This window comes from Bacillus sp. FSL R5-0443 (genome assembly GCF_038608285.1).
Lineage (GTDB): Bacteria > Bacillota > Bacilli > Bacillales > Bacillaceae > Bacillus > Bacillus velezensis.
The window spans coordinates 3878982-3899506 of sequence record NZ_CP152013.1; the positions used below are offsets into that span (position 1 = coordinate 3878982).

Below are 20525 nucleotides of genomic sequence, written 5' to 3' on the forward strand. Positions count from 1 at the left end.
CCTTTGTCAGAATTTAAATAAAATTTGCTATTTTTATCATTTTTTTTTACGATGTAAAGGAGATTCCATTTTGGTAAAGGGGTGCAGACAGTTGTCAAAACGAACCGCGTTTATTATGGGAGCCAGTCAGGGGATCGGCAAAGCGATCGCTCTGAAACTGGCGGACAATGGCTTTCATACCGTCATTAATTCACGAGTTCCCGAAAATATCGAATCGGTAAAAGAAGAGATCCTCGCCAAACATCCGGATGCGGGCGTCACCGTTCTGGCCGGGGATATGTCGGACCAGAAGACAAGAGCCGGCATTTTTGAAGAGATCAGATCACAATGCGGACGGCTTGATGTATTGATCAACAACATTCCGGGCGGCTCGCCGGATACCTTTGAAAACTGCGATATAGAGGATATGACAAATACCTTTACGAATAAAACGATCGCCTATATCGACTCTATGAAAACGGCCGCAGCAATCATGAAACAGCACGAATTCGGCAGAATCATTAATATCGTCGGAAACCTATGGAAAGAACCCGGCGCCAATATGTTTACCAACAGCATGATGAACGCCGCTTTAATTAATGCCAGCAAAAACATCGCCATTCAGCTTGCGCCTTTTCACATTACTGTCAACTGTCTGAATCCCGGGTTTATCGCCACAGACCGTTATCACCAATTCGTGAAGAATGTCATGAAGCAAAACGGCATTTCTAAAGCGGAAGCGGAAGAACGGATTGCCTCAGGCGTCCCGATGAAGCGTGTCGGAACTGCGGAAGAAACCGCGGCGCTGGCTGCCTTTCTTGCCTCTGAAGAAGCCTCCTATATTACCGGACAGCAAGTGTCAGCCGACGGCGGCAGCATGAAAAGCATATAATAAAAACATCCCGCTCTCAGCGGGATGTTTCTTGTAATGAAGGAAAGGACAAACCGAGCTTTTGAATCCGCAGCACGAATTCCCTTAAATCACCCTGTTTTGCCACCATTGATATTCTGACATAACGCTTTCCGCCGCTGCCGAAAATCTCGCCGGGCGTCACGACAACATGGGCATGCTCCAGCAAATAGTCCGAAAACTGGTGTGAAGACTCGAATTCATTCGGAATTTCAGCCCATACATAAAAAGTCCCTTTCGGTTTTTCAATGCTCCAGCCTAATTCCTTTTCACATAACCCCGTGAAAAAGTCAATCCGTTCTTTATATGTGCGCTTCAGACGCTCCGTATGCTCAGGATTTCCTGACAGCGCCGCCGCTGCCGCCTGCTGAAGACCGCCGAACATGCCGACGAAGACGTGATCCTGAAACTCATTGACCGCCTGAATGATTTTCTCATTCCCCACGGCAAATGCCATTCTCCAGCCTGCCATATTGAAGGTTTTCGAAAATGAATAAAGCTCCGCGCCGACCGTTTTCGCTTCTTTCGCCTGAAGAAAGCTGGCCGGATTCTGATCAAATTCGAACGCGCCGTATGCAAAATCGTGAATAAGGTGGATGTCATGTTTTTTTGCAAACGCTGCCGCTTTTTCATAAAACGCCTGATCCGCAGTCGCGCCCGTCGGGTTATTCGGGTAATTCAAAAACATCAGCTTGGCTTTTTTCAGGACGGCGGGATCAATCCGCTCAAAATCCGGCAAATAGCCGTTTTCCGGATGAAGCGGCATCTCATGCAGCTCCGCTCTGGCCATTGTAATGCCCGATAAATACTCAGGGTAGCCGGGGTTCGGGACTAAGGCGATATCGCCGGGATTCAGCAGGCATTGCGTCAAAACGTACAAACCAGCTTTCCCTCCGCCGAACAGCGCGACTTCTGTCTCCGGATTGACCGATACCCCGTACTCTCTCTCATAAAATTCCGCGATGGCTTCTTTCAGAAACGGATAGCCTCTGAACGGGCCGTATCCGTGATACGAAGGATTCAGCGCAGCCTCCCGCAATGTTTCAACGATATGCGGCGGTGTGGGGAGATCGGGATTCCCCTGCCCGAGATTAATGATCTGGGCTCCCGTTTTCTCCAACTCTTTTACCTTTTGAAAAACGAGCGAAAATTCCTGTTTCGGAAGTGTCTTGATGACGTCGGACGGTATGATTTCCATCTGAAAGGCTCCTTATAAATGAATTTGCTCTGATTCGTTATTCCGTTCTGAAAAGGATTTATTGACCAGTTTTGTATGCAGAAACAGCCCGCTGACCAAAAGGACGATAAACGCCATGATGACTGCCGCGTCTACAATGTTGATCAGCATGGAACCGACGGCGATGCACAATCCGATGGAGGCCTCCGCCACCGAAAAAATCCGGCCCTGAATCTGGTTCGCCGCGTTCTCCTGAACTTTGACCTTCGCCAGCACCTCACCGTATTCCATTGCGATAAAGAAAAGAATGGCGGCAATGACTGACACGGCGAAAATCGGGGTAAACAAAAACAGCGCAAGCGAGACGATCGATAACACTGTAAAATACATCAGCCCTTTATTGTTGTTAAAGCCCCATTTGCTGACAAGAGCGGCACCGATAAAGCCGCCGAAGCCGATACAGAACGTCAGGATGAAATTGCCGATTTCCCCGTCGCCTAAAAAGCGGCTGACAATCGGGAAATAGCTGTAGACGACACCCCACAAAAGCGCCATCGTAATCATCGTGAACATGGCATTTAACACAAAAGCATTTGTTTTGATTTCCTTCAGGCCTTCTTTAAACGACTGAAAAGCTTCTCTCACGTTTTCTGACTGAATCGGCACGTATTGAAGCTTAATGCGGCTGATGAAAAACGCGGAGACAAGATAGGTCACCCCGTTAAAGGCGACGGCAAGCTCCACAGAACCGCCTAACAGAAAAAGTCCGCCGGCTGCAGCGCCGACAATAATCGAAATCGTCGTGGCTTTTGCAAACAAAGTGTTGATATTTTTAATATCCGCTTCTAAAGACGACATGACCGCGAGACGTGCCGGGTTAAAAAACACGCCGCTTCCGTAAGAAACAAACAGCAGCGCCAGAAAAAGCAGCGGATATTCGCCTTTCGGGAGAAATGTCAGCCCCAAAAAGATGACGCCTCTGATCACATCCGTCCACAGCATGATTTTCACCCTGTCGAGCCGGTCCACGAGCACGCCTAAAAACGGCTGAAACACCATCGGAATACTGCGGACCGCGATGACGCCGGACGTCACCCAGTAGTCGTGATAGTATGTAGACAAAATGAGCAGAGCCGGGAGAACGCAATAGTCTCCCATAAACGAAAGCGCCTGCCCGAAAAGCAAATACTTAGAGTTCGGTTTCAGCTGTTTCATACCGGTAACGCATACTTTGCAGTCAGCTTCGCCTGCTGCTGAATTTGTTTGATTGATTCGGCCACGTCACCCGAATTGCTTCCTTTCAGCTCGAACGCCGCAATGCTGTTGAACGCTTCGAACAGCCGCAGATCCACGGATGTACCCGCCTCGGCCGCCGAGAAAGAAACGATTTCGGTGTCTCCCTTTAAGACGCCGTCGGGAATGTCAATGCTTTCAATGACGAAATCGACAGCCGTCTCAGGCAGCTGGCCGTTTTCTTTGAAATGCTGAGGATACAAGTGGCAGTCGGCGACATAGCATGGCTCCTGCTCCAATAATCCTTTCGGCAGATCGGCTTCTTTTCCGAAACAGAGAACATCCAATAACAGCTGCGCCATATCGACGCCGAAGACCTTTTTAATATTCGGAATCATGTTCCAGCCCGCAAATCGTGCCGCTGATTCAATCAGTCCGGCTTCCCGGTTTTTCATTAATTTAATCTCTGTATGTGTTGCGCAGTTTTCGAGGCCGAGTCCTTCATTCGCCTTTTTGGCTGCTTCGACGATTTTCCGCTTCGCGTCATCATCCAGGATGGACGGCGTAATATGCGATGTCTCCGTGAATCCGATTTGCGGTGTTTTATCATGAATTGCGACAGGGAAGTATTCTCCGTCGGCCATGATGCCTTCTATGCTGATATAGTCGGAATAACCGCTTGTTTCGTACCAGTCGTCATACTCGCCCTGCAAAAATTCTTCCGCGATAAACGGCGCTTCAAACGTGACCGCTTTCGGTACGTTGATCGACTTCAGGTATTCATTGACTCTGTTAAATTCGGCTTCTGCCGTTTCCATCTCTTTGATAAGCGTCACGCCGATGGAGCTCGCCAGATATGTAGGCTTCAGAATGAGCGGCGTTCCGATTTCCTGAAGCGCGGCGCGGAAATCTTCCAGCGTCGTCACCCGTTTGTTTTTGATGGACTTGACGCCGGCCCGGTTGAAGGCGGCTCTCATTTTGTTTTTATCTCTGGCATTTTCAGCGGCCTGTACGCCCGCTCCCCGCAGGCCGAGACGTTCACACGCTTTTGCCATCGGAGCGATAAACAGTTCATTGTTGGTCGTAATGGCGTCAACCGCGAACATGCCGGCCACCTTGACGATTTCTTCGACTACTTCTTCCTCAGGTTTGTCATGATCTTCATGAGCCCAGTAAATCGAATCGGGATGCTCAAAATCAGCCAGACTCTTAAAATAGTCTTTATCTTTTATGACCGCGACCGAGTATTTTTCAATTAATGCCGCATGAGAGGCTGTAATTGAAAAAGGTCTCGGAATAAAGCTGACGAGGTTGTATTTTTCGGCTGCGCTTTTGTAAAACATATGCGGCGGGCATCCCCCAAGGTCAGCGATAACCAATACTGTTTTTCTCTCCATATGTAAACACTCCTTCTCTATTGTGCGGTGTATCCACCGTCTGCGGTGATCGCGCTTCCGGTCATATAGCTTGATAAATCCGAAGCGAGAAACAGCATGACGTTCGCTATTTCTTCAGGCTTGCCGAGTCTCAGCAGCGGATTGACTTTCGCTTTTTCTTTTTTGATTTCTTCAAGCGTGCCTTCGTTGTTTTCAAGGAACGACTTTTCATTCAAAGGTGTGTCAATGATTCCCGGGCACACGCAATTGACGCGGATGTTGTGTTTGGCGTAATCGACAGCCATCGAACGCGTCAGCTGCAATACGCCGCCTTTAGATGCGTTATATGCGGGAATGTCGGGCCATGCAACGACTCCTCCGACGGAGCACGTGTTAATGATGTTGCCCTTGCCGCTTTTGAGCATATACTTGAGCGCGTGCTTGCTCATAAGAAACATGCCCGTCAGATTGACGTTGAGCACCTTGTTCCAATCGCTCAGCTCCATCTCATGAATCGGCGCGACAATTTCGATGCCGGCGTTATTGATTAACACGTCCAATCCGCCGAACTTGTCCGCCGCTGACCGGATGGCGTTTTGACATGCCGGCTCATCTGTAATATCCGTCTGCACAAAATGCAGCCTGTCATTGTTTTCTTTCCTGATCATCGCTTCTCCCTGCGCCTCATCAATATCCGCGACGACCACATTCGCCTGCTGATTCAGAAACGCCTGAACCGCGGCATAACCGATGCCTGATGCGCCCCCTGTGATGAGGACGGTTTTATCCGTCAGGTTCATGACTCTTTCGCCTCTAATTTTTTCGCTTTTGCTCTGTTATAGCGCGGAGGGAAAAAGATATTGACTGATTTTGAATCTTTTTCAAATCTGTTGATGGCGCCGTGATCTTCTCTCGGATCGCAGAAATAAGCTGTGCCGAATGTCATATCCACTTTGCAGCCTTCAATGGTCATATCATAGCCGCCGCCGATGCAGATGCCGATCTGTTCATTGCGGTGTTTATGGAACGGCATTTCTCCCCCGTTGCCCGGAATGTTGGCAAGCATGATTTCCACCCAGTCTTCCACGAAGAACGTGACTTCCATACCGGGCAATAAGTCTCTCGTTTTAAAAATATTCAAAAAATAATCTTCAGGGCTTGTGTAGGTTTCACCGGCTTTCAGGCGTTTAATATCAATGGCGATCACTTCTTGATCCGTCTCATTTCTTGCGCCGTGAGGCACATTAGGAGGCGCGATATAGGCTGATTCCAGCGCTGTCATCTTTCTTGTGACATCTCCGACAGTCATGGACAGCTCGCCGGAAACGACAAGGCCGATTTGGACTTCCTTATGCTGATGCGGTTCCACGTTTGTATGCGGCGGAACGTAAGAAAGCAGAACTTCCGTATCTCCTCTGACGGACGAATATTGTCTTACTCCGTTATCCCATTCTATTAATTTAGGCGTCGGGAAATAAAGTTCCTGCAAATCTTGTTCAGTTTTCATCATGAATCTCTCCTTTTCCGAATAATGACCAGCTCATGGGAATGCTTTTAAATGTTTTGACAAAGTGAAGGCCGTACTTTTGTCTGGCCAGCTCATTTGTCAGCGCGATGTCGGACAAACCGTCCTTCACTCTTTTCGCGGCTGCGCTCGTTGAGTTCACCAGATCAAACGTGACATCTTTACGGGTAAAATACTTAATCAAATTGATAGGAGACGGGTGGGATACGATGACAGTCTGATCAAGCATGTCATCCGTATATTCAAAACCGGGCCGGACAGCCAGGCCGTACATCGGGGTGTCGCACCTGAAAATTTGCAGAAGCTGCAGATCCGGTCTCATGTAGAAGTGCTTAATGCCGTCATACGCGTGAGGCACAATTGTGTATTCCAGCGGACTTTGAAGCGTTTTTTCAATGCACGATTCAAATGTATCATGCAGTGATAATTTGCTGTTCACCCCTTGGAGAAGGGTAAAATTGGTGATGAAGTTTTTTGCTGCGTACTCACTGCTTGTCCCTTCAGGACCGAGCGTGTTGATCGTAATCAGTTTAGATATTGAATAAGCCTTGCTTTTTGTTTGAATGCTATTATCCAATATAATCATGAGCACCAACCAATCTGTTAAATTTTAAGTAAATATTATCCATAGACGTTCAAGCTGTCAATATTATTTGAAAATATTGATAATTATTCCTATATATTAGAAAACACCTTAAGATATAAGGTGTTAAAAATTAACATTTATAAAATTATAGAAACTTTATTTTACCGATACAATGTTTGGTCGGCCTGATGCTCATATTTCCCATACCTTCTGTATGCGAAAACGCTGAGGACAAAACCGATGAGGGTGACGGCCGCACAGATAAATCCGACAGCTGCATATCCGTATCCGACATAGACCGGACCCATGACAGCAGAACCCAAGGTAACGGCCAAATTGGACGCCAGGCTGTAAAATGCCATGATTTTGCCCCGGCGGCTCTGTGAGCAATCACTTAAAATGGTGCTGAGCAAGGTCACCGTCAGGCTTTGCATCAATCCCCAGACGAATAACCCGATAACCAAAAACGGCATTGATGACGGCGCATAGGCGAGACAGGAAAGCCATATGCTGATCACGGCCAATGCCGCGATCAAAGAGCGTATTTTCCCCGCCTTATCTGCGATTTTTCCGGTGAACACGCTCATGGAAAAACCGATTCCGTACACCATGATCAGCAGCCCTGAAGCTGTATTCCCCCCCGGCAGCACGCGGTGAAGATAGGTGCCGAGAAAGGAATACATGCCGTAAAAACCGATCATGTTGCAAAAAGTGATCGTGAGGTATACAGGGACACGGGGCACCTTCAGCGCATCCCGGAAAGTGCCTGCCTGCCGTCCGTTTTCCTCTTCTGTTTTATCCCCATCCGCCGTGCTGCGGCGCGCCTCAATGAAAATGAGCGAAGCAACGAGGACAGACATGAGGGCGAAAATCCAAAACGTCCACCGCCAATTTAAAACGCCGCCGATAAAAGAGCCGATCGGAACACCGAAAATCAAAGCGAGCGACCAGCTTGACACGATCAGACCCATCACCTTGCCGCGGTACGCATAAGGCACACGGTCGCCGACCACCGCATATGCTGTCGGCACAAACGCACCCGCCGCAAGCCCGGAAAGCGCCCTGCCCAGAAAGAAGAAAAAGAGATTGTGCGCCAGCGCGCAGATCACCGTGCCGGCCGTAAATATAAGGAGCCCCGCCAGCAGGCTGAGTTCCCGGGAATATTTATCTCCCAGCGGAACGAGAAGCGGCGCGCCGATAAAAATCATCAATCCGTAAATACTGATGGAAAGCGCCAGCACACTGACATCCGAGCTGAAAGCCCGCGCTAAATCCGGAAGCAGCGGAGAAATCACCAGCTCTTCAGAACCGGCGGCAAATACGCCTAATGTCAAAGCAAGCGCGAGACAGATCGGAAATCGGCGTTTCGTTTCGATGTGATCGGTTTGTTTGCTGTTCATGCTCTTTGAACACCTCTTCCGTAAAACTTTTCTACCTTTTGTTGTTTTATAGTTTAGCATCCTTATATTTCATTTTACATTTCACATGAAAACTAATTCCAATTTTTTATTTACATTCAGATTTTAAATAAAATATTTAGTTTGTATTCAATAAATGATATAAAATACGCCGTCCGGTTATGCTATAGTGATAGAATCATTTGTTAAGGAGGGGGTCATGGAATGAATAACGCTGATTCAAAGGCCGCCCGCGCAGGCCTCGGCATGGTACTGATTCTCGGAACGCTCGCTTCATTCGGGCCGCTTTCGCTCGATATGTATCTGCCCGCTTTGCCTGAAGTGGCGGCCGATCTTCATACGACAGCGTCACTTGCACAGCTGAGCCTGACGTTTTGTCTTTTGGGGCTGGCGGTCGGGCAGATCGTTGTCGGGCCGCTCAGTGATATGATCGGGCGCCGGAAGCCGCTCATTCTGTCATTGCTGCTTTATACGCTGTCTTCTTTATTATGCGCCTTCAGCCCTTCTGTTTCGTTTTTAATTGTCATGAGGTTTATTCAAGGATTCACCGGGGCGGCCGGAATCGTCATCGCACGGGCGTCCGCACGCGATATGTATTCCGGAAAAGAATTGACGGCTTTTTTCTCATTACTGATGCTCGTCAATGGGGCGGCACCGATTTTAGCGCCGATTACAGGGGGATTTATCCTTCAGTTCGCCGGCTGGAAAATCGTATTTGTCGTGCTGGCGGTGATCGGCTGTATCATTTCTGCCGCCGTGCTTACGGCGTTGCCTGAATCACTCCCGCCGGAAAAGCGGACAAGCGGCGGACTCCGGGAGACGCTGATGACGTTTCGCGGCCTGCTTGGCGACCGGATGTTTATGGGATTTGCGCTCAGCCAGGCATTTGTGATGACCGGCATGTTCGCATATATTGCCGGATCGCCGTTTGTACTGCAAAACATCTACGGCGTATCGGCGCAAATGTTCAGCCTGCTGTTCGCCGTAAACGGTGCGGGAATCATATGCGCCACCCAAATCACCGGACGGATGGCCAAAACACATGATGAACGGAAGCTGTTTGTCTCCGGACTGTTGATCGCCGTCATCGGAAGCATCGCTTTGCTTTTATCACTTGCGTTTGGTTCAGGCCTGACGGCGGTCTGCATTTCTTTATTCATCATTGTTTCTTCTGTCGGGATCGTCACGACGACGGGGTTTTCTCTGGCTATGCAGAAACAGGAGAAAGGCGCGGGAAGCGCTGCAGCTCTTCTCGGACTCCTGCCCTTTATCGGCGGTGCGGCTGCCGCTCCCCTGGTCGGTATTGCCGGAGAAGAAAATGCCTGGCCGATGGCCGTCAGCATTTTCGGTTTTCAGTTCTGTGCCGTTCTATCCTATGTCCTGTCGGCCAAACGAAAAACAAAGTAAAGCCCGCCGCTTTTTGCGGAGGGCTTTTTTTCTTATCCGGCAGCGCCTTTTTCCGAAGAAGCCGGCTCACGCTTCAGGCGTTTTTTGATACCGAAGTGATAATACGCGTAACAGATGATCATCAGCGGGACGCCGCAGTACAGACCGATACGCTGGTCGGGGATAAAGATGAGACTGATTAAGATAAGACCGTAAACCGAAAATCCGAGAATCGGCACGATCGGATAAAGAGGCGTTTTAAATGCCAGGTCTTTCAGATTTCCTCCTTCAGCGAGAAAGCGTCTTCGGAAAACGAATTGTGAAGCGCAGATTGACATCCACGCGACGACGGTAATCATACCGGAGATGGAAATGAGCCACACATACACCGTTTCAGCCGCGAATACACTTGTCAGCAGGGATAAACCGGAGATGGCGATGGTGATGGAAAGAGCTTTCAGAGGCACGTCTTTTTTCGTCAGTTTCGTTAAGGAAGCGGGGCCCATCTTAGTTTTTGATAGGGACCACATCATTCTGGACGAAGCGTACAGCCCGGAATTCGCCACCGACAGCATGGCGGTCAGAATGACAAAGTTCATGATATCAGCCGCATAGGGAACGCCGATTTTATCCAGCACAGCCACAAACGGGCTTTCGATGACGCCTGCCGTTTGGTACGGCAAAATGGACACGAGAACAAACATCGCCAGCACGAAGAAAAACAGCGTCCGCCATATGACGTTTCGAATTGAGCGGGGAAGCGTCTTTTCCGGATTTTCGCTTTCTCCCGAGGCGATTCCGACCAGCTCGGTGCCCTGGAATGAAAAATTCACCATGACAAGGGTAAACAGCACGGCTTGGGCACCGTTCGGGAAAAGCCCTTTGTCCGTCGTAAAGTTTGACAGATACGGAGCCGTCTGCCCGCCGTTAAAACCGACAAAGCCGAATACCGCAGCGCAGCCGAGAATAATAAACAATACAATGGCCATGACCTTAATGCTGGAAAACCAAAATTCCATTTCCGCAAAACTCCGCGCAGACAGCGCGTTAATGGAAAAAATGACGACGCCGAATACAAGGCACCACACCCAAATCGGAACGGCCGGAAACCACCGCTGCATTAAAATCCCCGCCGACGTCAGTTCAAGCCCCACTGTATTGGCCCAGCTGAATGCGTACATCCATCCGATCGTAAAACCCGTCGACGGCCCGAGAAACTTTGCGGCATACGCTTGAAATGATCCTGCGACCGGCATGGCGACCGCGAGCTCCCCCAAACAAAGCATCACCAGATACATTAAAAATCCGCCGATCACATAAGCCAATATCGCGCCGATCGGTCCCGCTTCACTGATCGTAAAACCGGAGCCCAGAAAAAGCCCCGTCCCGATCACGCCGCCGAGGGCGATCATAAACAAATGCCGGCCCTTCATCGTGCGCTGCAATTCAGTTTGATTGGTATCTCCCTGCATATACATCCTCCTTATTCCGTTATGTCAGCCATTTGTGCGTATGTCTAATCGGTAGCTGTGCAAAAGGTGCATTGTCGTCTGCTGAATGAGCTCCGGCAGCACATGGAATGTGTACGGCTTGTACACGCGTTCCGTCCATTTATGGCCGTCCTTTCCGTATACCCCTATATTGACCGACGGAATATTCAATTCCCTGATTTCTTTAAAAGGAATCGTCCCGATGACATCCCAGCCCGGAAAATTATCGGTAAAGGCGGAGACCTCCTCGTCTGTTTCATGCAGCGATAAAAAGCTTCCGTCCGCTAAATAAGGGAAAAACTTTTTAAAGACGAATGTTTCTCCGGTTGATGCCGCTGTTTTATCGACCGCTTCTTGAATGACATGCTGCAAAAGCCGGTCCCGTGAGCTCTCTTCTTTCAGATAATTGTGCGGAAGGTAAGGCGGCGCATAGAAAATAATGACCTTGGCTCCCTGCTCAGGATCGAGTTTTTGCAGTTCCTCGACGGCTTTAAAGCATCTCATCCGCAGTTCAAGATGTTCATATGTTTTAAATGCCTGCTCGATACACTGTGCAGGGTCTATCCCGCGGCTTCTAAGCCTTTTCAGGTAATCTTCCAGACTGTACACTTGAACGTTCCATGACATCTCTTTTTTCGGCAGGCTCGTTCTCTCACAGTATTCGTCGTAATAATCAGATAATTTTCGTTCTGTCTCTTTGCAGGCTTCGTCAGCCACGGCGGTCAGCTGATCCATGACTTCTTTGGCGGTTTTCTCGTAAATAAAATAATTAAAATAGACATAGCTGCTGACGGCGGTCTGCACGTTATACGCTTCCTTGTTGTCACGCTGGTACAGGCAGGTCGGCGGAAGCACAAGCTCCCCTTCAATGTTTTCCGCCATATGAATATTGTTGTGAATTCTTCTGGTGATTTCTGATGCGATCAAATTCGGATCGATGCCGGACAGCGTATCACCGACATGCACCTCCCGCCCGTAAATCGCAAAGCAAGGCAAAAGCTTCCCTGCCGCGCCCGTGTAGATGTACCTTGTCGTGTCACCCTCATACAGCGGCGTGATAAAATCGTTATTAATCGCTGCTAAATAACGAAGCTGCTTTTCTTGTTTCAGCCGTTTTAATTCAGAAATGCTGGTTAAAATGCCGGAATGCTGGCTTTCTTCATCCGGATTTGCCATGAACAGAATATGGCCCGGCAGCTGATCGCGCCGTTCAGAAAAGTGAAGCAGATTGGCGAGATGAACGGCAATACCGCTCTGCATATCAACCGAACCCCTTCCGAACATCCACTCGCCTGAGCGGGCGTCCCGCTGCACATCCCGATCAAATTCATAGTTTGAGAAATATTCCGCGAGACGGTCGGAATCAAAAGCGATATCTTTTAAAGGGCCGAAATCCTCGATGCCGACCGTATCAAGATGAGCGTGATAAATGACCGTATTCAGGCTTTCGCCGTTTCCCTCAATAAATGCGAAAATATTTTTGCGGCCGTAAGGGTCCTCAGGAATCGCCTGCTCCCACACATGTGACGGATTCTCCTGAAAGTAGGGAAAGCTCTTGATCATATCTTTGATATAGTCGGCTTTTTTTCCTTCTCCCAATGTGCCGTTGATGCTGTTTAACGCCACCAGTGATTTCGTAATGGCTTCTATTTTCTCCTCCGGAAGCATTTTGCTGAGCTGCTGATACATGTTCCATCCTCCTTACCCTCATATAGAGAAAATAGCGCGACTCTCTTTTTCATCGCGCTATTTCCGAAAGATTAATAGGCTTCAGACGTTGTTTTTGCCTGCATATGAAGAATCAGATAGTCAGGTCCTCCGGCTTTTGAATCGGTTCCTGACATATTGAAGCCGCCGAACGGCTGGTATCCGACAATCGCTCCCGTACATCCGCGGTTGAAGTATAGATTCCCGACGTGAAAATCTTCGCGGGCGCGTTCAATGTGCGCGCGGGTTTTCGATAACAGAGCGCCCGTCAGTCCGTAATCGGTATTATTGGCAATCTCAAGCATATGGTCGAAATCACGGGCTTTTGAGATCGCGACGACCGGCCCGAAAATTTCCTCCTGCATCAGGCGGGCGTTTTCATCAACATCCGCAAAAATGGTCGGCTGAATAAAGTATCCTTTTGAATCATCACCTTCGCCTCCCGTCAGGAGTTTTCCTTCTGTTTTGCCGATTTCGATATAACTCATGACTTTATTATAAGATGCTTCGTGGATGACCGGCCCCATGTATGTATCAAAATCTTCCGGACTTCCGACGGTGAGTGATTTTGTTAAAGCGACGGCTTTTTCAACAACTTCATCATAGACGTCCTGATGGATGACCGCACGGGAACCGGCTGAACATTTTTGGCCTGAGAATCCGAAGGCGGAATACACGATTGAGGAAGCGGCAAGATCAAGATCAGCATCTCTGTCTACAAGCACCGTATCTTTCCCTCCCATTTCGGCAATGACCCGTTTCAGCCACTTTTGGCCCGGCTGTACTTTTGCGGCGCGTTCATAAATACGGCATCCAACCGCGCGGGAACCTGTAAACGACACAAATCTCGTCTTCGGATGCTCAACCAGATAGTCGCCGATTTCTCCTCCGTCGCCCGGTATGAATTGGAGCACGCCGTCCGGCAGGCCCGCTTCTTTCATCACTTCAACGAATTTCGCCGCCACGACAGGCGCCGCATCCGCCGGTTTCAGCAGTATCGTGTTGCCTGTTACGATGGCTGCCGCCGCCGTTCCCGCCATAATCGCAAGCGGGAAGTTGAATGGAGAGATGACGATCCCCACCCCAAGCGGCTCATAGTGATACTGATTATATTCTCCGTCACGGCTCTTTACAGGGGAACCGTCTTTCAGTTTCAGCATCTGACGGGCGTAATACTCTAAAAAGTCGATCGCTTCCGCCGTATCCGCATCCGCTTCCTTCCACGGTTTTCCGGCTTCTTTCACTAGATACGCGGAGAATTCGTGCTTTCTTCTGCGGATGATCGCCGCCGCTTTAAACAGCACATTCGCGCGGTGTTCCGGCCGTACTTTTTTCCATGTTTGAAATGCCTGCAGCGCAGCCTGCATGGCCTTTTCCGCAAGTTCTTTTCCGGCGGCCGATACAGAACCGATCACTTCTTTTTTATCTGCCGGATTGACGGAAATGATCTTTTTATCCGTTTCAATCGCTTCACCGTTGATGATAAGCGGATAATGCTTGCCGAGCTGTGAATTCACATAAGCCAGCGCTTCCTGAAACGATTGTTTATTTGTCTCTTCCTGAAAATTTGTAAATGGTTCGTGTGCGTATGAAACTGTCATTAGAATTCCTCCCCGTATTTTGTAATGTGTGCTCACGCTTTATAAAGATGCAAGAAGCATACCAGCATAGCAATTTGTGATAAAAATAAGAAAATCTTTGCCGAAAGCGGACGAAGCTTGTCCGAATCTGTCAGCTGCAATCTGAAAACGCAAAGAAATTTTGCGATCTGCTATATAACTGATGCAAAATCTCTTTGCGGATAACACTTATACCCAGCCGCGGAACCGGGCCGCTTCAGCCGATTTTCTGATGCCCGTCATATAGGCGGCCAAACGCATATCGACTTTGTGGGTATGCGCTGTCTGATAAATGGATTCAAACGAATTCACCATGACGCTGCGCAGTTTTCCGGCGACTTCCTCCTCAGACCAGTAAAAGCCTTGATTATTTTGCACCCATTCAAAATAAGACACCGTCACGCCGCCGGCGCTTGCCAAAATATCCGGCACGAGAAGCACGCCTCTTTCATTCAGAATTTTCGTGGCATCTATCGTTGTCGGGCCGTTTGCCGCCTCCACAATGATTGAGGCTTTAATGTGATGGGCGTTTTCAGCCGTAATCTGATTGGAGATTGCGGCGGGCACGAGAATATCACAGTCCTTTTCCAGCAGCTCCCTGTTCGTTATGACATCCGAGAAGAGATTCGTCACCGTGCCGAAGCTGTCCCGCTTATCCAGCAGGTAATCAATATCAAGGCCGTCAGGGTCATACAAAGCGCCGTGGGCGTCTGAGATGCCGATCACCTTGGCGCCGGCGTCATGCATAAATTTAGCGAGAAAGCTCCCCGCATTTCCGAACCCCTGAATGATGATCCGCGCATTTTCCAATGGAATCCCTTTTTTCTTAACGGCTTCCTCAATACAAATCGTGACGCCTTGCGCGGTCGCCGTCTCCCGCCCCTGTGAACCGCCGAGAACGATCGGTTTGCCCGTAATGAATCCTGGTGAATCAAATTCTCTCAGGCGGCTGTATTCGTCCATCATCCATGCCATAATCTGCGAGTTGGTATATACGTCGGGAGCCGGAATATCCTTTGTCGGACCGACGATCTGGCTGATCGCACGCACATATCCGCGGCTCAGCCGTTCCAGCTCTCCGAATGACATCGTCCGCGGATCACAGATGATGCCGCCTTTTCCGCCCCCGTAAGGAAGATTTGTGATGCCGCATTTTAAAGTCATCCAGATGGAAAGCGCCTTAACCTCTTCTTCACTGACTTCCGGATGAAACCGCACGCCCCCTTTTGTCGGGCCGACTGCGTCATTATGCTGTGAGCGGTAGCCCGTGAAAACCTGTACTGAGCCATTGTCCATTTTGACAGGGATGCGGACGGTTAAAAGCCGCATCGGCTCTTTCATCAATTCATACATATTGTCAGGGTACCCCAGTTTTCGCAGGGCCTCTTTTATGATCGATTGTGTTGACAAGAACAAATTAAGAACTTCTTTTTCTTCATCTTTCTGATTGCTTTTAGAAAGCGGGTTGGCTGACATGTTTTATCACCTCATCGTATTTTACGTGTAAGCTTCAATTACCGGCAGAACAAAATGTAAGCGCTTTTACACCAAAACCCATCAATCCCTTTCACATTGTCGTTACGCCCCTTTTTATATGCAAGATTCATGCCAGGTTTTTGCTTATAAAAAAAAGAGACTGTTGTCAGCCTCTCAGATTAAAGAGAAAGGGGATTTGAAGACGTATACAGAAGAAACCTTACTGCTTTTATTAAAATTTAATACGTCTTAAACGTACAGAAAACGTTGTTTCTTTGAAGGGGACACTATTTAGAGATATACCTCCTCCCATTTGCTCTACTAATCTCTTAGTAATCGTCAGCCCCAATCCGCTTCCCTGATAATTGGTATTTCTCGAGTCCTCCAATGTGTACATTCGTTCAAAGACACGGTCTTTATGCATTTCATTTATTCCTTTTCCTTTATCTGATATTTCTACAAAAACATCATTATCAGTTATTCTGATCTTTAAACCCACCATCTTACCATCGGAACCATATTGAATTGCATTCGTAATTAAATTATTCAGAACCCTCTCAATTGCATCTTCATCTCCGCTAACAAAGACAGAATCATCGGGTATATCAATCACTACTTCAAATTCTTTGCTAATTAAAATTTCGTAGTAATCCAAAATTATTTTTCGGCTGACTTCACATATGTCAATTCGTGAAGAATTTAATTTTTTATCTCCTGACTCTAATTTTACAAGTTCAAAAAAACGGTTTATTAACGCTAATACCTCGACCGTTTTTAAATTAACTGTTTTTAGTAAACTCATAACCTTTTCCGAAGTCAGACTTTTATCGTTATTTATAATTTCAATATAACCTAGTATAACTGTTAAAGGCGTCTTTAAATCGTGTGAAATATTTGATAACATTTTTCGCATGGACAGTTCAATACTATTGCAGTTCCCTTTGATCTTTTGATTATGGTCTAAAAGACGGTTTATTTGAATTAACAAGGATTTTATATATTTATCTTCCGTGTTAAGCAATAATCTTTCGCCTGTCTCTTCATTAACAACTTTTCGAAGTTTATTTCTTATATATTTAATCTCAGTCCTTAGATTTAATCGGCTTCGGAAAAGAAATATATTTACTGCTGCAGAGCATATGAATAAAATAACCAACATATAAAACAATTTAAAAATCTCCCAACTTATAACCGATTCCCCACAAAGTTTTTATGTACATTGGATGAGATGGATCGTCCTCAATTTTCTCTCTAAGCCGTCTAATATGAACATTAATTACATTCTCATCTCCATGATACTCATCTTCCCATACGGATTTATAAAGTTGAGACTTAGTATATACTTGTGAAGGATTAGAAATAAAGAGTTTTAAAATATTAAATTCTTTTGCCGTGAGATTAATCTTTTCATTGAATTTTTTAACAGAAAAGCCATGCAGGTCAACACTTAAATCACCTATTTTAATGATTTTTTCTTCCTTTGAAGACAGGGAGCTCTTATAGTGTCTTTCTCTTCTAATGGTTGCTTTAATTCTGGCTATTACCTCCAGCATAGAAAAAGGTTTAGAAATATAATCATCAGCCCCGAGGCCGAGACCAAGTGCCTTATCTACATCTTCATCTTTTGCAGACATGATAAGAACGGGAACCATACTTTTGGAACGAATCATTCTTAAACATTCCATCCCATCTATCTTCGGAAGCATTAAATCCAACAATATAACCTCAAACTTTTGGGTGTTCAATATGTCTAAAGCTTCTTCACCATTAAAAGCTGCTGTTACTTCAAACCCTTCTTTCGTTAAGCTTTCGCTTACCATATCGCTTATGAATTGGTCGTCTTCTACAATTAATATTTTGTAACCCAAGCTTTCCGCTCCTTAAATATAAAACTGATATTCTTAATTCACTGTTTATTTCAATCATTATACAGATAATTAATCTCATTATAATTATTTTTTATACAAAAGGAGATAAATATTCCAAAACATTTTAAATACAAACAAACAAGACAACCATTCTTCAATAGCGGGAATTGTTGTCTTGTGTTTTTCTCTTTTTATCTCACCTTTATCGAACCATCTTCACTAGATAGACTTACTTTATTACTTCCCGCGCCAATTTCACCTTTTTTCAGTTTTACGCCATCATGGCTCTTATTAAGCCCATCTAGATCAAACGTTACATCAGAATTACTCTGAGCAAAAACAGCAAGTGAAGTTGGCGCTTTTTTATAAGATACACCTATATCTCCTGATTTCGTATTTACTGATAAAGATTTTCCCTCTGTTATGTCCTTGATTGAAACCGTCCCATCTTTAGAGGTAATCTTTACATTGGAACTATCTATTTCCTTCATCTCGGTATCGCCGCTTGCTGATGTTATATTTAATTCCTCAAAAGAACTATTTTCCATACTTAACGATCCATCCCTGGATGCAAATTTTCCATTATCAGCCGAAACATTATTGATTTTTTCCTCACCGGAATGATTTTCAACGACAATATTTTCAGCTGAAATTTCACTTAAATGTATAGTCCCATCTTTATTGGTTATTTCAATATTGTTCATACCTGACTCGGGAACATTAATATAGATTGTGCCGCCCTGCTTCCCAAAAGTAAATCCATCCAAAAAGCCGCCATTCTTTTGTTCTTTTTGAGTAACGACCAAACCCCTCCCATTTTCTTGAAATGTAACTGGAGCCTTATCTTTCTTCTTCCCCTCAGCAGATATTGTTGCCTTATTTGAATTACTCTTTTTAAACTTCACATCCCATGAGTCAGTATATACTTTTAAAGTATCAATTTTTTCAACATTGTAGGACACGTTCTTTTTAAAGTTTTTTGTATCTGTCTTATAAAGGCTTAAAACAATTCCGCCGATTACGATTAACACTGCACAAGATGCTATAATTTTCTTCATTGTAGAATTTCTCCTTTTATCTACAATAAATCTTTCTGATCCACCTTACGGTAAGAAAGATAACCCACTAAAAAACCAAATAAACAAAGTATAATTGGAATGATAATAAATTGGCTTAAACTGACTGTTTCTCCTCCGTCGGAAACTGTTGCATTGATAAGGACCCCGATTATGACAGCCCAAGTGATTGTAGCAGAAGTTGATTTTTTTCTCATGCCGAAAAATAAAGGAATCAGACTCACTCCTCCCATCATAAAAGCGGTGAGAAGAGTCGATGGCATAGCGGAAATAACTTCACTCATTTCAACAGGCTTCTCGAATAAATATAAGTGCGGACTCACGAAGAGAATTAACAAGTTAATAACAAACGTAGCAATAACAATACTTACAAAGCAGAATAGGAAGACAATAGATAGTTTAGCTTGCATTAATTTTTTTCTTTGTAAAGGATAAGTAAACAGCAATTGTATTGTTTTATTTTTATATTCATCAATAACTAAACGGGATAAAATCACAGCAGAAAAACTAATAAACACAATTCTAATTAAAATATTAGTTAGAGATATAAAATCTGCATAATCACGAAACATAAGTTCATTTTCATTTTTAGATTCCCATCCCATAAAAGCCGCTAAGGCAAAGATGATGAATATCCAAAGTGCCACCCATTTAAAATACTGTGATAAGTGATGTTTTTTGTACTCTAATTTCATAAGTTTTAACATGCTAATAGCCTCCAGCAGAAGAATTTAAGACAATGCAAATAGGTGCATAACACAGACGGGCAATCTATCTAATGTGTATTCCCTCCCCATTCATAGAATTTAAGAAGTATTCTTCTAAAGAACTGTGTTTTTTATTTATACTTTCTATACCAATGTCATTCAGAATAAGTGCTTTAGAGATTTCTTGTTGTGTAACTGCTGTTTCATAGATACGAATTAATTGTTGATCAATCATTTTAAAATTTCTTATCCCCAGATTTTGCTCTAAAATATATAACGCTTTTTTTATATTTTGGACTTTTACCTCTATATACTCCGTTTGTTTTCCGTTTATACTCTTCATAGAAACTTCTTTTATTAACTTGCCATTCTGTATGATACCAACAGTATCTGACATTTGTTCCATTTCGGCTAAAATGTGACTGGAGACTAATAATGTAATTCCATATTCTCTGCAAAGTAATTTAAAGAGATCCCTCAACTCTTTTATACCTATTGGATCCAGGCCATTAATCGGCTCGTCTAAAATGAGAAGTTCTGGTCTTGTAGAAATAGCTCTGGCTATTCCTAACCTTTGTTTCATTCCTAAAGAAAACTCTTTCACTTTTTTATTATCAATATTATGTAACTTTACAAGCTCGATAGCGTGGTCAATGGATTTTTTATCGTAATAGCCCATATATTCACAATGGAAATCTAAATTTTCTTTAGCAGTGAGGTTGTCATAAAAAATGGGGTATTCAATAATGGTGCCCATTCTTTTTAAAACTTCAAATGACGTATCTGTTAATTTCTCACCGAAAATTTCTATTTCACCACTTGTAGGCTTGATTAAATTTGTAATCATTTTCATAATGGTTGTTTTACCTGCACCATTGGGACCCAAGAATCCATAAATCTCCCCTTTTTTCACGTGCATATTAACCCCGGAAACAACTTCTTTTCCTTTAAATGTTTTTGTAAGCTGACTCGTTTTTAAGATGTATGTCATT

General features: G+C 45.4%; 18 protein-coding genes. 2 read left to right on the forward strand and 16 right to left on the reverse strand.

The window, feature by feature from the left end:
- Positions 1 to 91 precede the first annotated feature (91 nt).
- Positions 92 to 871 (forward strand): SDR family oxidoreductase, encoded by a 780-nt coding sequence (locus tag NYE28_RS19595; RefSeq protein WP_007407669.1) that lies wholly within the window; start codon positions 92 to 94, stop codon positions 869 to 871.
- 16 nt (positions 872 to 887) lie between these two features.
- Here NYE28_RS19595 and NYE28_RS19600 read toward each other — a convergent pair whose 3' ends face one another.
- The 7 genes from NYE28_RS19600 to NYE28_RS19630 all read right to left on the reverse strand — a co-directional run bounded on the left by NYE28_RS19600 (position 888) and on the right by NYE28_RS19630 (position 8186).
- Positions 888 to 2087, reverse strand: a complete 1200-nt coding sequence (locus tag NYE28_RS19600) for a pyridoxal phosphate-dependent aminotransferase (protein ID WP_025285436.1) — start codon at positions 2085 to 2087, stop codon at positions 888 to 890.
- A gap of 12 nt (positions 2088 to 2099) precedes the next feature.
- Complete coding sequence (locus NYE28_RS19605; RefSeq protein WP_007407671.1) at positions 2100 to 3281, reverse strand: MFS transporter; 1182 nt, start codon at positions 3279 to 3281, stop codon at positions 2100 to 2102.
- Positions 3278 to 4696, reverse strand: coding sequence for an ATP-grasp domain-containing protein (locus NYE28_RS19610; protein WP_342490225.1), 1419 nt, complete (start codon positions 4694 to 4696; stop codon positions 3278 to 3280). The genes NYE28_RS19605 and NYE28_RS19610 overlap by 4 nt, the downstream gene beginning before the upstream one ends.
- Before the next feature lie 17 nt (positions 4697 to 4713).
- Positions 4714 to 5475 (reverse strand): dihydroanticapsin 7-dehydrogenase, encoded by a 762-nt coding sequence (bacC, locus tag NYE28_RS19615; protein ID WP_007407673.1) that lies wholly within the window; start codon positions 5473 to 5475, stop codon positions 4714 to 4716.
- Positions 5472 to 6182, reverse strand: coding sequence for a cupin domain-containing protein (locus tag NYE28_RS19620; protein WP_003151000.1), 711 nt, complete (start codon positions 6180 to 6182; stop codon positions 5472 to 5474). The genes bacC and NYE28_RS19620 overlap by 4 nt, the downstream gene beginning before the upstream one ends.
- Positions 6172 to 6786 (reverse strand): bacilysin biosynthesis protein BacA, encoded by a 615-nt coding sequence (locus tag NYE28_RS19625; RefSeq protein WP_015418458.1) that lies wholly within the window; start codon positions 6784 to 6786, stop codon positions 6172 to 6174. Before NYE28_RS19625 ends, NYE28_RS19620 begins: the two co-directional genes overlap by 11 nt.
- A gap of 161 nt (positions 6787 to 6947) precedes the next feature.
- Positions 6948 to 8186, reverse strand: a complete 1239-nt coding sequence (locus NYE28_RS19630; RefSeq protein ID WP_332275119.1) for an MFS transporter — start codon at positions 8184 to 8186, stop codon at positions 6948 to 6950.
- A gap of 222 nt (positions 8187 to 8408) precedes the next feature.
- Here NYE28_RS19630 and NYE28_RS19635 point away from each other — a divergent pair, with 222 nt between their 5' ends.
- Positions 8409 to 9611 (forward strand): multidrug effflux MFS transporter, encoded by a 1203-nt coding sequence (locus NYE28_RS19635; protein WP_015240794.1) that lies wholly within the window; start codon positions 8409 to 8411, stop codon positions 9609 to 9611.
- A 32-nt stretch (positions 9612 to 9643) separates the two neighbouring features.
- Here the strand turns inward: NYE28_RS19635 and NYE28_RS19640 are convergent, their stop codons facing one another.
- The 9 genes from NYE28_RS19640 to NYE28_RS19680 form a co-directional block, all read right to left on the reverse strand.
- The gene (locus tag NYE28_RS19640; protein ID WP_342490226.1) at positions 9644 to 11062 is read right to left on the reverse strand and encodes an amino acid permease; all 1419 of its coding nucleotides are present in this window, start codon (positions 11060 to 11062) and stop codon (positions 9644 to 9646) included.
- Positions 11063 to 11086: 24 nt separating this feature from the next.
- A complete protein-coding gene (locus NYE28_RS19645; RefSeq protein ID WP_160242395.1) occupies positions 11087 to 12769 on the reverse strand; it encodes a M20/M25/M40 family metallo-hydrolase in 1683 nt (560 codons plus the stop codon).
- A 71-nt stretch (positions 12770 to 12840) separates the two neighbouring features.
- Positions 12841 to 14388 carry an L-glutamate gamma-semialdehyde dehydrogenase gene (gene pruA / locus NYE28_RS19650; protein WP_003150992.1) on the reverse strand — a complete coding sequence of 516 codons (1548 nt, stop codon included), beginning with the start codon at positions 14386 to 14388 and terminating at the stop codon, positions 12841 to 12843.
- A 207-nt stretch (positions 14389 to 14595) separates the two neighbouring features.
- Positions 14596 to 15882 carry a Glu/Leu/Phe/Val dehydrogenase gene (locus tag NYE28_RS19655; protein WP_003150991.1) on the reverse strand — a complete coding sequence of 429 codons (1287 nt, stop codon included), beginning with the start codon at positions 15880 to 15882 and terminating at the stop codon, positions 14596 to 14598.
- Between the two features lie 232 nt (positions 15883 to 16114).
- Complete coding sequence (locus NYE28_RS19660; protein ID WP_025285443.1) at positions 16115 to 17050, reverse strand: sensor histidine kinase; 936 nt, start codon at positions 17048 to 17050, stop codon at positions 16115 to 16117.
- Position 17051: 1 nt separating this feature from the next.
- Positions 17052 to 17750 (reverse strand): response regulator transcription factor, encoded by a 699-nt coding sequence (locus tag NYE28_RS19665; protein ID WP_012118715.1) that lies wholly within the window; start codon positions 17748 to 17750, stop codon positions 17052 to 17054.
- A gap of 191 nt (positions 17751 to 17941) precedes the next feature.
- Positions 17942 to 18808 carry a DUF4097 family beta strand repeat-containing protein gene (locus NYE28_RS19670; RefSeq protein WP_094031373.1) on the reverse strand — a complete coding sequence of 289 codons (867 nt, stop codon included), beginning with the start codon at positions 18806 to 18808 and terminating at the stop codon, positions 17942 to 17944.
- Positions 18809 to 18828: 20 nt separating this feature from the next.
- Positions 18829 to 19533: an ABC transporter permease gene (locus NYE28_RS19675; protein WP_025285445.1), complete on the reverse strand. Its 705-nt coding sequence runs from the start codon at positions 19531 to 19533 to the stop codon at positions 18829 to 18831.
- A 64-nt stretch (positions 19534 to 19597) separates the two neighbouring features.
- Positions 19598 to 20524, reverse strand: a complete 927-nt coding sequence (locus NYE28_RS19680) for an ABC transporter ATP-binding protein (RefSeq protein WP_025285446.1) — start codon at positions 20522 to 20524, stop codon at positions 19598 to 19600.
- Between the last annotated feature and the right edge of the window lies 1 nt (position 20525).